This is a genomic window from Pseudomonas sp. L-22-4S-12 (genome assembly GCF_009799935.1).
In the GTDB taxonomy this organism is placed as follows: domain Bacteria; phylum Pseudomonadota; class Gammaproteobacteria; order Pseudomonadales; family Pseudomonadaceae; genus Aquipseudomonas.
Map to the genome: position 1 here is coordinate 194102 of NZ_WELL01000004.1, position 12617 is coordinate 206718.

The 12617-nt window shown below is 65.3% G+C and carries 14 protein-coding genes; all 14 read right to left on the reverse strand.

The window, feature by feature from the left end:
* Positions 1-4: 4 nt before the first annotated feature.
* The 14 genes from F3I16_RS12175 to flhF all read right to left on the reverse strand — a co-directional run bounded on the left by F3I16_RS12175 (position 5) and on the right by flhF (position 12609).
* Positions 5-445, reverse strand: a complete 441-nt coding sequence (locus F3I16_RS12175) for a rhodanese-like domain-containing protein (protein ID WP_160493871.1) — start codon at positions 443-445, stop codon at positions 5-7.
* Between the two features lie 128 nt (positions 446-573).
* Positions 574-978, reverse strand: a complete 405-nt coding sequence (locus tag F3I16_RS12180; protein ID WP_160493872.1) for a DUF2802 domain-containing protein — start codon at positions 976-978, stop codon at positions 574-576.
* A 3-nt stretch (positions 979-981) separates the two neighbouring features.
* Entirely contained in the window at positions 982-1461 is a 480-nt protein-coding gene (locus F3I16_RS12185) for a chemotaxis protein CheW (protein WP_160079369.1), read from the reverse strand.
* A gap of 95 nt (positions 1462-1556) precedes the next feature.
* On the reverse strand, positions 1557-2396 hold the full coding sequence (locus tag F3I16_RS12190; protein WP_160493873.1) for a CheW domain-containing protein: 840 nt from the start codon (positions 2394-2396) through the stop codon (positions 1557-1559).
* Positions 2397-2483: 87 nt separating this feature from the next.
* Positions 2484-3272, reverse strand: a complete 789-nt coding sequence (locus tag F3I16_RS12195) for a ParA family protein (protein ID WP_160079367.1) — start codon at positions 3270-3272, stop codon at positions 2484-2486.
* Positions 3273-3324: 52 nt separating this feature from the next.
* Positions 3325-4203 carry a flagellar motor protein MotD gene (gene motD, locus F3I16_RS12200; protein WP_160493874.1) on the reverse strand — a complete coding sequence of 293 codons (879 nt, stop codon included), beginning with the start codon at positions 4201-4203 and terminating at the stop codon, positions 3325-3327.
* A gap of 16 nt (positions 4204-4219) precedes the next feature.
* Entirely contained in the window at positions 4220-4960 is a 741-nt protein-coding gene (locus F3I16_RS12205) for a flagellar motor protein (protein WP_160079365.1), read from the reverse strand.
* Positions 4960-6072, reverse strand: a complete 1113-nt coding sequence (locus tag F3I16_RS12210; RefSeq protein WP_160493875.1) for a chemotaxis response regulator protein-glutamate methylesterase — start codon at positions 6070-6072, stop codon at positions 4960-4962. The genes F3I16_RS12205 and F3I16_RS12210 overlap by 1 nt, the downstream gene beginning before the upstream one ends.
* A gap of 40 nt (positions 6073-6112) precedes the next feature.
* On the reverse strand, positions 6113-8317 hold the full coding sequence (locus F3I16_RS12215) for a chemotaxis protein CheA (RefSeq protein ID WP_160493876.1): 2205 nt from the start codon (positions 8315-8317) through the stop codon (positions 6113-6115).
* Between the two features lie 29 nt (positions 8318-8346).
* Complete coding sequence (locus F3I16_RS12220; RefSeq protein ID WP_160079362.1) at positions 8347-9135, reverse strand: protein phosphatase CheZ; 789 nt, start codon at positions 9133-9135, stop codon at positions 8347-8349.
* Between the two features lie 19 nt (positions 9136-9154).
* A complete protein-coding gene (locus F3I16_RS12225) occupies positions 9155-9529 on the reverse strand; it encodes a chemotaxis response regulator CheY (protein ID WP_178091816.1) in 375 nt (124 codons plus the stop codon).
* Between the two features lie 81 nt (positions 9530-9610).
* Positions 9611-10357, reverse strand: a complete 747-nt coding sequence (gene fliA / locus F3I16_RS12230; RefSeq protein WP_160493877.1) for an RNA polymerase sigma factor FliA — start codon at positions 10355-10357, stop codon at positions 9611-9613.
* Positions 10354-11187, reverse strand: coding sequence for a flagellar synthesis regulator FleN (fleN, locus tag F3I16_RS12235; protein WP_178091815.1), 834 nt, complete (start codon positions 11185-11187; stop codon positions 10354-10356). Before fleN ends, fliA begins: the two co-directional genes overlap by 4 nt.
* Positions 11188-11283: 96 nt before the next feature.
* Positions 11284-12609: a flagellar biosynthesis protein FlhF gene (gene flhF, locus F3I16_RS12240; RefSeq protein ID WP_160493878.1), complete on the reverse strand. Its 1326-nt coding sequence runs from the start codon at positions 12607-12609 to the stop codon at positions 11284-11286.
* Positions 12610-12617 lie beyond the last annotated feature (8 nt).

Genomic DNA, 12617 nt, shown 5'->3' on the forward strand with positions numbered 1-12617 from the left:
ATGCTCAATGCTCCCCCAGAGTGAAGGCGAACAGCTCGCCCTCACGCCCCTTGCCCAGCGGGAAGTCCAGTAGCTGCCAGGCGAAATAGCCGCTGCGGAAGTAGTACACGTGCTGGAAGCCCCAGCGCACCGCGCGCCGCGCCGCCTCGGCGCTCTGCGGGCACACCTCGCTGTCGCAATACAGGACGATGGGCATGCCGCGCGGCCAGTCGGTCTCGGCCAGTTCGATGAAGCGCCCGTCCAGCTCCAGGTGCAGGGCACCATGCACATGGCCCCAGCTCCATTCCCGCACCGGACGCACGTCGATGAACAGCACGCCGAATTCATAGAGTTGCCGCGCCTGCAAGGCATTGACCGTGGTCGCCCCCGCCACTTCGAACGGCGCCTCGGCAGCCTGCACCGTGCCTGCCAGCAGCAGACACACCAAGAGCAAACGGCATCGCATGGCAGACCTCCACGGCAAGGCAACACCCCAAGATTGAGCTTAGGCAGGCGAGCAGGCAGGCTTTGGAACCATTGGTGCGAGCGCGCGGCTCACTAAGATCGGGAGGGAGTAAAAGGCCGAACGGCCCCTTAGGAACGCTGCTTCTGGGCCAGTTGCAGCTTGCTGACCAGCTCGGCCTCGGCCTGGGTCAGGCCGCAGGAATGGGTCAGGTCATCGACGCTGGCGCCCATCCCCGCCAGGCGGGCGGCCTGGGTGAAGGACAGGCTGGACGGATCGCGCTGCTCCATCTGGTTGAGCTTGTCCGGCAGCGGCGCCACCACCCGGCGCAGCTCATGCAGCTCTTCGCCCATGCGCACGCTGCCGGCCAGGTAGGTGTCCAGGCGCCGGCTCAACTCGCGCAGGCGCAGGTCACGCGCGGCGTCACGCTCGGCCTGCAGCTGTGCCTGCTGGCGCAGGTTCTTCACCAGCCAGAGGCAGGTTCCCGCAAGCAGCACACAGAACAGGCCGAGTACGGCCACCGCGATGACCAGCATGGATCAGATACTCTCCAGCTCGGACCACTCTTCTTCGGACATCATCTTGTCCAGTTCGACCAGGATCAGCAGCTCGCCGTTCTTGTTGCACACGCCCTGGATGAACTTGGCGGACTCGTCGTTGCCCACGTTCGGCGCGGTTTCCACTTCGGATTGGCGCAGATAGACCACTTCCGCCACGCTGTCGACGAGGATGCCGATCACCTGCTTGTCCGCCTCGATGATCACGATGCGGGTGTTGTCGGTCACCGGAGCCGAGTCCAGGCCGAAGCGCTGGCGGGTGTCGATCACCGTCACCACATTGCCGCGCAGGTTGATGATGCCCAGCACATAGGCAGGCGCCCCCGGAACCGGAGCGATCTCGGTGTAGCGCAACACTTCCTGGACCTGCATCACGTTGATGCCGTAAGTCTCGTTATCCAGGCGGAAGGTCACCCACTGCAGAATGGGATCTTCGGAACCTTGCGCAGACGTTTTCTTCATTTCCCTAGCCTCGTCTAGAACCGCTCTGGGCGGCATACGCGGGTGCACCCCGCTGTCATCACTATAGAGTCCCGCACCGGGCGGAACCGAGCAAATTAATGGATCTTGCCTTTCGCCGCATGCCGTGTGGCGCCGCTGGCGATCAGCTCGGCCAGGGCCGAGACATCGAGCAGGGCACACATGTGCTCGATCACCGTCCCCGCCAGCCAGGGCCGCTGGCTACGCTGGCTGCGCCACTTGATCTCGTCGGGCAGCAGGCGAATCGAACGGCTGACCTGATGCACCGCCAGGCCCCACTCGTAGCCTTCGACCGAGATCACATACTGCAGGCCTTCGCGGAAATCGTCACGGTAGCGCTCGGGCATCACCCAGCGTGCCGTATCCAGTACCTTCAGGTTGCCGGCCTGGCTCGGCAGTATGCCAAGGAACCAGTCCGGCTGGCCGAATAACGGCGTCAGCTCGGCATTGGCCAGCGGGTAGATCGAACCCAGGCAGACCAGCGGCACCGCCAGGGTCAGCCCGGCCACGTCGAACAACAGGCACTCGAAAGGCTCTGCGGCCCAGCTCGGCCGGCCGTCGTAGCCAAGCTTCGGCGGTTCGACAGCCTTGCCCGGCACCTGCAGCTCGGCAATCGCCTCCACCACCACGGGCGGGGCAACCGGCGCCTCGGCCACCACCACGGGCGGTGGCAGCTCGACCGTCGGCAACACCAGCGGGCGCGCCTCGGCCAGCGCCGGCGGCCGCTCGAGCACGGGCGCCAGCACCGGCTGCGGCGCCTGACGCGCATCGCGAACCTGCTCTTCGAGCACGGCAGCCTCGAATTCGTCGAGATTGACGCTCTGTTCCAGCTCGACAGCCGCCTCCTGCAGCAGGGCGTCCAGGTAGGACTGCAGTGCCTGCTGGGGACGAGTGGCGGTGGCGACAGTACGGCTCATGACGGATTTCCGCAGAAAAGGGTTCTACAGCCTATCGGCCAACTGCTCGCCGGACTTGAACCGGCATTTTCAGCATAGGCCAGCATGTCAGGCGACCTGGGCGGCGGGCGATGCCGCCAGCAGATGCTTGAGCAGGGCCCGGTAGGCGATCACCCCGCGGCTCTTGCCGTCGAACTGCGAAGGCGTCAGGCCGGCCCGGCTGGCATCGCGCAGGCGCGTGTCCACCGGCACATAGGCCTGCCACAGATGTTCGGGGTAGGTGTTGCGCAGCACCCGCAGGGTATTCAGCGAGGCCTGGGTGCGCCGGTCGAACAGCGTCGGCACTATGGTGTAGGGCAAGGCCTGCTTGCGCGAGCGGTTGATCATGGCCAGGGTGCTGACCATGCGTTCCAGGCCTTTCACCGCGAGGAACTCGGTCTGCACCGGGATCACCAGCTGCTGGCTGGCCGCCAGCGCGTTGACCATCAGCACGCCGAGCAAGGGCGGGCTGTCGATGATCGCGTGGTCGAAGCGCCCCCACAGCTGCGCCAGGCTCTTGGCGATCACCAGGCCCAGACCGCTCTGCCCCGGCGACTGGCGTTCGAGGGTGGCCAGCGCGGTGCTGGAGGGCAGCAGGGCGATCTGTTCATTGCTGGTGGGCAGCAGCAGGCGCGCCGGCAAGCCGTCGGGCACCGTGCCCTGGTGCAGGAACAGGTCGAAACAGCTGTGTTCGAGGCTGTCCGGATCGTGCCCGAAGTAGCTGGTCATCGATCCGTGCGGGTCGAGGTCGACGATCACCACGCGCTTGCCCGCCTCCGCCAGCAACCCGGCCAGGGCAATGGATGTGGTGGTCTTGCCGACCCCACCTTTCTGATTGGCTACTGCCCAGACTTTCATCTTCATCGTCCTCCCGGCATGTCTGCGACCTTACCGAGAACTGATTGCCGCCTCATGGCGCAGGCGGCGGAATATTGGCGGAGCCCGCTGCGGGCGCCGTGTCCGGGGTCGCCGCTGCAGGTTGCGTGCCAGCCCGCTGCAGGGCCGCATCCGGCTGGGCATTGCCACTGCCGACACCACTGAGACTGCGCCTGACCTCCAGATTACGCGAGATCACCAGCACCACCCGCCGATTGCGCGCGCGCCCTTCGGCGGTGGCGTTGTCCGCCACCGGCTGGAACTCGCCATAGCCCACCGCGGCCAGCCGCCCCGGGTTGACCCCGTCCATCGCCAGCATGCGCACGATGCTCGCCGCGCGCGCCGTGGACAGCTCCCAGTTGCTGGGAAACTGGGCGGTGCTGATCGGCAGGTTGTCGGTGAAGCCCTCGACATGCACCGGGTTCTCATAGGGCGCGAGGATCTTCGCCACCTTGTCGATCAGGGTGAAGGCCAGCTCGTTGGGCACCGCATCGCCGCTGGGAAACAGCAGACTGGAATTCAGCTCGATCTCAATCCACAACTCATTGCCGCGCACAGTCAGCTGTTCGCTGTTGATCAGGTCGCCGAAGGCGCCGCGCACGCTCTCGGCGATCTCCTGCAACGGGTCGGTGGCCGTGGCGGAAGCGCCGTTCGGGTTGTCTTCGTTCATCGAGCGATCCGGCTCGGTGGTGCGCGGGCGCTCATCGCCGATCGGGATCGGCTTGATCGCCCGCTCCGGCTCGCTGAACACGCCCACCAGGCTGTCGGAGAGGACCTTGTACTTGCCTTCGTTGATCGACGAGATCGAGTACATCACCACGAAAAAGGCGAACAGCAGGGTGATGAAGTCCGCGTAGGACACCAGCCAGCGTTCGTGATTCTCATGTTCTTCGTGGTTGCGTCGCCGGGCCATGTCGGTCCCCTGCCCCTCAGTCCATGAAGCCTTGCAGCTTCAACTCGATGGAGCGCGGGTTTTCACCCTCGGCGATGGACAGGATGCCTTCCAGCAGCATTTCGCGATAACGCGACTGACGTACGGCGATGGCCTTGAGCTTGTTGCCCACCGGCAACAGCAGCAGGTTGGCGAAGGCCACGCCATAGATGGTGGCGACGAACGCCACGGCAATCCCGCTGCCCAGCTTGCTCGGGTCGGCCAGGTTGCCCATCACGTGGATCAGGCCCATCACCGCACCGATGATACCGATGGTCGGCGCGTAGCCGCCCATGCTCTCGAACACCTTGGCGGCCTGGATATCGCGGCCCTCCTGGGTGTACAGGTCGACTTCGAGGATGCTGCGGATCGCCTCCGGCTCGGCGCCGTCGACCAGCAGCTGCAGGCCCTTGCGCGCATAGGGATCCAGCTCGCTGTCGGCAACCGGCTCCAGGCCCAGCAGGCCCTCCTTGCGCGCGGTCATGCTCCAGCCCACCACCTTGGTGATGCCGCCGGCCAGATCGATGTGCGGCGGGAAGAGGATCCAGCGCAGGATGGTCAGGGCGCGCTTGAACACATTGATCGGCGCCTGCAGGAACGCCGCCCCCAGCGTGCCGCCGATCACGATCAGCGCCGCCGGACCATTGAGCAGAGCCCCGACATGGCCACCCTCGAGGTAATTGCCGCCGATGATCGCGACAAACGCCAGGATGACCCCGACCAGGCTCAATACATCCATCAGACGCAGGCCTCGGCCAGGTGCCGGCCAATGTCGTCGAGGCCGTACACCGCATCGGCCAGGTTGGCCTTGACGATGGCCATGGGCATGCCATAGATCACGCAGCTGGCCTCGTCCTGGGCCCACACCTGGCTGCCGCCCTGCTTGAGCAGGCGCGCGCCTTCGCGGCCGTCGGCGCCCATGCCGGTGAGCACCACCGCCAGCACCTTGTCGTTGAACGACTTGGCCGCCGAACCGAAGGTGATGTCGACGCAGGGCTTGTAGTTGAGGCGCTCGTCGCCCGGCAGGATGCGCACCGCGCCGCGCGGGTCGATCATCATCTGCTTGCCGCCCGGCGCCAGCAGGGCCAGGCCGGGGCGCAGGACGTCGCCATCCTCGGCTTCCTTGACGGAAATCCGGCACAGCTTGTCCAGGCGCTCGGCAAAGGCCTTGGTGAAGGCCGCCGGCATGTGCTGGATCAGCACGATCGGCGTTGCGAAGCTGGCCGGCAGCTGGGTCAGTACCCGCTGCAGGGCCACCGGACCACCGGTGGATGTGCCGATGGCCACCAGCTTGTACGCCTTACGCTTTGGGGCGGGGGAGTTCCCCGCGGCAGGTGCCGGCGCGGCGCCGGGGCTGCGCAGCGCCGCTGCCGGGGCGCTGACCCTGGGTGCCGGCGTGCTGCTGGGCACAGCCACCGGGCTCGGCGTCGGGCTGTAGCCACTGTAGCGGCGGTTGCTGCGGGCGATGCTGTGGACCTTCTCGCACAGCAGCGCCTTGACCTTCTCCGGATTGCGCGAGATGTCTTCGAAGTTTTTCGGCAGAAAATCCACCGCCCCGGCATCCAGCGCATCCAGGGTCACCCGGGCGCCTTCGTGGGTCAGCGAGGAGAACATCAGCACCGGCGTCGGACAGCGCTGCATGATGTTCCGTACCGCGGTGATGCCGTCCATCATCGGCATTTCGTAATCCATGGTGATCACGTCCGGCTTCAGTGCCAGCGCCTGATCGATGGCCTCGCGACCATTGGTCGCGGTGCCAACTACCTGGATATTCGGGTCGGCGGAGAGAATTTCCGATACCCGGCGGCGAAAGAAGCCGGAATCGTCCACCACCAGGACCTTGACAGCCATAAACACTCCTGAGCGGCTGGCCATGCCAGACCGCAGTCAATCAAATGCGACGTGCGTAGCGCTTGAGCATGCTCGGCACATCGAGGATCAGGGCGATGCGCCCGTCACCGGTAATGGTTGCGCCGGACATGCCCGGAGTGCCTTGCAGCATCTTGCCCAGCGGCTTGATCACGACTTCCTCCTGGCCCACCAGCTGGTCGACCACGAAGCCGATGCGCTGGCTGCCGACCGTGAGGATCACCACATGGCCTTCGCGCTGCTCTTCACAGCTCGCCCCGCGCACCAGCCAGCGCTTGAGGTAGAACAGCGGCAGCGCCTTGTCGCGCACTATCACCACTTCCTGACCATCGACCACATTGGTGCGCGACAGGTCGAGGTGGAAGATCTCGTTGACGTTGACCAGCGGGAAGGCGAATGCCTGGTTGCCCAGCATGACCATCAGGGTCGGCATGATCGCCAGGGTCAGCGGCACCTTGATGACGATCTTCGAGCCCTGGCCCTTGGCCGAGTGCACGTTGATGATGCCGTTGAGCTGGGAAATCTTGGTCTTCACCACGTCCATGCCGACACCGCGGCCGGACACGTCGGAAATCTCGGTCTTGGTCGAGAAGCCCGGGGCGAAGATCAGGTTGAAGCACTCGGTCTCGCTCAGGCGATCGGCCGCATCCTTGTCCATCAGGCCCTTTTCCACGGCCTTGGCGCGCAGGATTTCCGGGTCCATGCCTTTGCCGTCGTCGGAGATCGACAGCAGGATGTGGTCGCCTTCCTGCTCGGCCGACAGCACCACCCGACCACCGCGCGCCTTGCCCGCGGCCTCGCGCTCCTCCGGCATCTCGATGCCGTGGTCGACCGCGTTGCGCACCAGGTGCACCAGCGGATCGGCCAGGGCCTCGACCAGGTTCTTGTCGAGGTCGGTTTCTTCGCCGACCAGTTCCAGGTTGATCTCTTTCTTCAGCTGCCGGGCCAGATCGCGGACCAGGCGCGGGAAGCGCCCGAAGACCTTCTTGATAGGCTGCATGCGGGTCTTCATCACCGAGGTCTGCAGATCGGCGGTGACCACGTCGAGGTTGGACACGGCCTTGGCCATGGCCTCGTCGCCGCTGTTCAGGCCCAGGCGCACCAGGCGGTTACGCACCAGCACCAGTTCGCCGACCATGTTCATGATCTCGTCCAGGCGCGCGGTATCCACCCGCACCGTGGTCTCCGCCTCGCTGGCCACCGGGGCGGCCTTGTCCGCGACCGCGGCGGCCGGCGCAGGCGTGGCGGCCTTGACCGGCGCGGGCTTGGCAACCGGCTTGAGCGCCGGCTTGGCGGCAGCCGGCTTGGCCGCCACGGCAGCAGCCGGTGCCGCGGCAACGGCCGCTACGGCCGGCTGTACGGCGTTCTCGTCGAACTTGCCTTTGCCGTGCAACTGGTCCAGCAGCGCTTCGAACTCGTCATCGGTGATGTTGTCGCCTGCCGCAGCAGGCGCCGCCACGGCTGCGGTTGCTGCAGGCGCTTCCTCGGCCGCGACGAACTTGCCCTTGCCGTGCAGCTGGTCGAGCAGGGCCTCGAACTCGTCGTCGGTGATTTCGTCATTGCCGCCGGTTTTGCCAACCGCCGCGACCGGTGCGGGAGCCACAACGGCCGTTTCGCTGAACTTGCCCTTGCCGTGCAACTGGTCGAGCAGCGACTCGAACTCGTCATCGGTGATTTCATCCGAGCCCACCGCGGCAGGCGCCGGGCTCTCGCCCGCCGGCTCGCCAATGGCTTGCAGCAGCTGTTCGAACTCGCTGTCGGTGATGTCGCCGCCCGCCACCGGCGCCGGCTCGGGCGCCGCCTCGACGACGGCGACCTCGACCTGCTCGTCCGCACTCTCCGGCTCGGCCAGGCGGGCCAGCGCCGCCAGCAATTCGGGAGTAGCCGGGGTGACCTCGGCGCGCTCGCGCACCTGGCTGAACATTTCGTTGACGGCGTCGAGGGCCTGCAGCACAACGTCCATCAGCTCGGCGGTCACCCGCCGCTCACCCTTGCGCAGGATGTCGAAGACGTTTTCCGCAATGTGGCAGCATTCCACCAGCTCGTTCAGCTGGAGGAACCCGGCGCCCCCCTTGACGGTGTGAAACCCACGGAAAATCGCATTGAGCAGGTCCGTGTCATCCGGTCGGCTTTCCAGCTCGACCAGTTGTTCGGACAGCAGTTCAAGAATTTCGCCGGCCTCTACCAGGAAGTCCTGGAGGATTTCTTCATCGGCGTCGAAGCTCATCGGTGCGCTCCAAAGGCTCTGTTAGAGCCTTAAAATCCCAGGCTGGACAGCAGATCGTCGACATCGTCCTGACTGGACGCGACGTCTTCACGCTTATCGGCATGAATCTGCGGACCTTCACCCCGGGAAGGCTCTTTTTGTTGTTCTTGCTCGGCGCGCAGCACGTCATGGTCATGCTGGATGCCCGCAAAACGATCGACATGACTGGCCATCAGCACCAGCTTGAGCAGATTGCTCTCCACCTCGGTGACCAACTGGGTCACGCGCTTGATCACCTGGCCGGTCAGGTCCTGGTAATCCTGGGCCAGCATGATGTCGTTCAGGTGGCCGGAGAGTTTCTGGCTGTCGCGCTCGCTACGGGCGAGGAACAACTCGATACGCTTGGCCAACTCGCGGAAGGCGTCGGCCCCCAGCTCGCGGCGCATGAAGCGCCCCCAGTCGGCATTCAGGCTCTGCGCCTCGTCACCCAGGTCGTTGACCAGCGGTGCGCTCTGCTCGACCAGATCCATGGTGCGATTGGCCGCTTTCTCGGTCATCTGCACCACGTAGGACAGCCGCTCGGTGGCGTCGCTGATCTGCGAGACCTCCTGGGCGTGCGGATTGCGCGGATCGATCTGGAAGTTGACGATGGCGTTGTGCAGTTCGCGCGTCAGCCGGCCGACTTCCTGGTACAGCCCCCGGTCGCGGGTCTGGTTGAGTTCGTGGATCAGTTGCACCGCTTCGCCAAAACGACCTTTTTCCAGGCTGTCGACGAGTTGCGTTGCATGCAGCTTCAGGGTCGATTCAAGCTCGCCCAGAGAGGAGTCATCGTGTGCCATAGCGCCCTCGTGGCGAACATCAGCCGTTAACCCGTTCGAAGATCTTCTCGATCTTCTCCTTGAGCACCTGGGCCGTGAACGGCTTGACCACGTAGCCATTCACCCCGGCCTGTGCGGCCTCGATGATCTGGTCACGCTTGGCCTCGGCGGTCACCATCAGCACCGGCAGGGTTTTCAGGCGTTCGTCGGCGCGTACTGCGCGCAGCAGGTCGATGCCGGTCATGCCCGGCATGTTCCAGTCGGTCACCAGGAAGTCGAAGCTGCCGCTCTGCAGCATCGGCAGCGCGGTGACCCCGTCATCCGCTTCGGCGGTATTGGTGAAACCCAAATCACGCAAGAGGTTCTTGATGATCCGTCGCATCGTCGAAAAGTCGTCAACGATGAGGATTTTCATGTTCTTGTCCAAGTCGACCTCCGTACAGTCCTAAACGCCCTCGGCCCCCGGGGACGTCGCAATCGTGAAACCGGTTGCCCTTCAGCTCGCCCGCCACTCGCCCAGACGTGCGCGCAAACGCGCGGCGCACTGGCTGTGCAGCTGGCTGACACGGGACTCGCTGACTCCCAGGACCTCACCGATTTCCTTGAGATTCAGTTCTTCGTCGTAATACAGCGCTATAACCAGACGCTCGCGCTCCGGCAGGTTGGCGATGGCATCGGCCAGCGCCGCCTGGAAGCGTTCATCTTCCAGCTCATGCAAGGGTTCGGTCTGGGTGCTCCCGGTGTCTTCCTGCATGCCGCCATGTTCGCCGTCCTGCACCAGGTCGTCGAAACTGAACAGACGGCTGCCCAAAGTGTCGCCAAGGATGCCGTAGTAATCCTCGAGACTCAATTGGAGTTCGGCCGCAACCTCTTGATCTTTAGCGTCTCTGCCGGTTCTCGCCTCAATCTTTCGGATCGCGTCGCTGACCATGCGGGTATTGCGGTGCACCGAACGCGGCGCCCAATCGCCCTTGCGCACCTCGTCGAGCATGGCGCCACGGATGCGAATGCCGGCATAGGTTTCGAAACTGGCGCCCTTGCCGCCGTCATATTTCTTCGAGGCTTCGAGCAGGCCGATCATGCCGGCCTGGATCAGGTCATCCACCTGCACGCTGGCCGGCAGACGCGCCAGCAGGTGGTAGGCAATGCGCTTGACCAGAGGCGCATAGCGTTCGATCAATTGGTGCTGGGAATCCTGCGCCTGGGCCTTGCTGTACATACGGAGTCCACTGGCTGCTGTCATACCGCGGAACCCGCGACCGGCTGCTGCACCAGACGCTCGACGAAAAACTCCAGATGGCCGCGCGGGTTGGCCGGCAACGGCCAGGTGTCGACTTTCTGGGCGATCGCCTTGAACGCCAGTGCGCACTTCGAGCGCGGGAAAGCTTCATAGACCGCGCGCTGCTTCTGCACGGCTTTGCGCACCGACTCGTCGTACGGTACGGCGCCCACATACTGCAGGGCCACATCGAGGAAGCGGTCGGTGACCTTGGTCAGCTTAGCAAACAGGTTGCGGCCTTCCTGGGGGCTGTGGGCCATGTTGGCCAGCACGCGGAAACGGCTCATGCCGTAGTCGCGATTGAGCAGCTTGATCAGGGCGTAGGCGTCGGTGATCGAGGTCGGCTCGTCGCAGACCACCACGATGACTTCCTGGGCGGCGCGGACGAAGCTGACCACGCCATCGCCGATCCCCGCGGCGGTGTCGATCACCAGCACATCGAGGTTCTCGCTGATATCGCTGAACGCCTGGATCAGCCCGGCGTGCTGCATGGGGGTCAGCTGCACCATGCTCTGCGTGCCGGAGGCGGCCGGCACGATGCGGATGCCGCCCGGCCCCTGGATCAGCACGTCCTTGAGGTCACACTCGCCGGATATCACATCGGCCAGGGTGCGTTTGGCGGTCAGGCCGAGCAGCACGTCGACATTGGCCAGGCCCAGGTCGGCGTCCATCAGCATGACCCGACGGCCGAGGTCGGCCAGGGCCAGCGACAGATTCACCGACACGTTGGTCTTGCCGACGCCACCCTTGCCGCCGGTTACGGCGATCACCTGTACGGGATGCATACTACCCATGTTCTCTACACACCTTGTCTTGCCTGGACTGGGCCGGTCGGGCAACTCCACCGACCGCTCCTCAACACTAGAACGCCTTGCTCAGCACCGCTCGCCCTAACCCGCCCGGCGCGCCGGATTCTGGTACAGGCCGGCGAATACGTCCGCCATGGCTTCCTCGCTCGGATCTTCCGCGCTTTGCAGGCTGACCGCCCGGCTCACCAGTTGGTGGCTGCGCGGCAGTTGCAGATCGTCCGGAATCTTAGGCCCATCAGTCAGATAGGCTACCGGTAGATGCTGGCTGATAGCCAGCCCTAAAACCTCGCCGAGGCTGGTGGCTTCATCCAGCTTGCTCAGGATGCAACCCGCCAGACCGCAGCGCTTGTAGCTGTGGTACGCCGCCTTGAGCACCTGGCTCTGGCTGGTGGCGGCCAGCACCAGGTAATTCTTGGCATTCACGCCGCGCCCGGCGAGACTTTCCAGCTGCATGCGCAGGGCCGGGTCGTTGCCCGGCAGGCCGGCGGTGTCGATCAGCACCACGCGCTTGCGCGCCAGCGGCGCCAGGGCCTGGACCAGCGACTGGCCGGGGTCGACCTGGGTCACCGACACATCGAGGATGCGCCCGAGGGTCTTCAGCTGCTCCTGGGCACCGATGCGGAAGCTGTCCATGCTCACCAGGGCGATGCTCTGCGGGCCGTACTTGAGCACGTAGCGCGCGGCCAGCTTGGCCAGGGTGGTGGTCTTGCCCATGCCGGCCGGGCCGACCAGAGCGATCACCCCGCCCTCCTCCAGCGGCTCGACCTTCGGCGTGCGAATCGCGTGGGCCAGGTGCGCCAGCAGCATGCGCCAGGCTTGGCGCGGCTCGGCGACCTTGCCGACGCGCTCCAGCAGCGCCTTGGAAATCTCGGCGGACAGGCCCATGCGCTGCAGGCGGCGCCACAGGTTGGCCTGTTCCGGCTTGCGGGTCTGCATCTGGCCCCAGGCAATCGAGCCCAGCTGCACTTCGATCAGCTCGCGCAGGCCATTGAGTTCGAAGCGCATGGCATCGATGGCACCCTGGTCGGCGCCGGTCCGCTGCGGAGCCGCCGCCACTGGCGCCGGTGCCGGGCGCTGAGCCTTGACGGCAGTGGCCGGCAGCTCGGGGGCGATCAGCGACTCGTTGGCGAACAGCTGGCGGTCCTTGCGCTCGTCGGCCACGGCGCGGCTGGCCAGGTCGGCCTGGGCATTGGCGATCTTCGCCTGGGTCTTGCGCAGTTCGGCTTCCAGCGCCGGGTTGGGCTGGCGCGCCGGCTCGGCGGGCAGCTGATAGTCCAGCGCGGCAGTCAGCTCGACCCCGCCGGCCACCCGGCGATTGCCGATGATGGCGGCGTCGGCGCCCAGTTCGTCACGCACCAGTTTCATGGCGGTACGCATATCGGCGGCGAAGAAGCGTTTGACTTGCATGGCTTAGA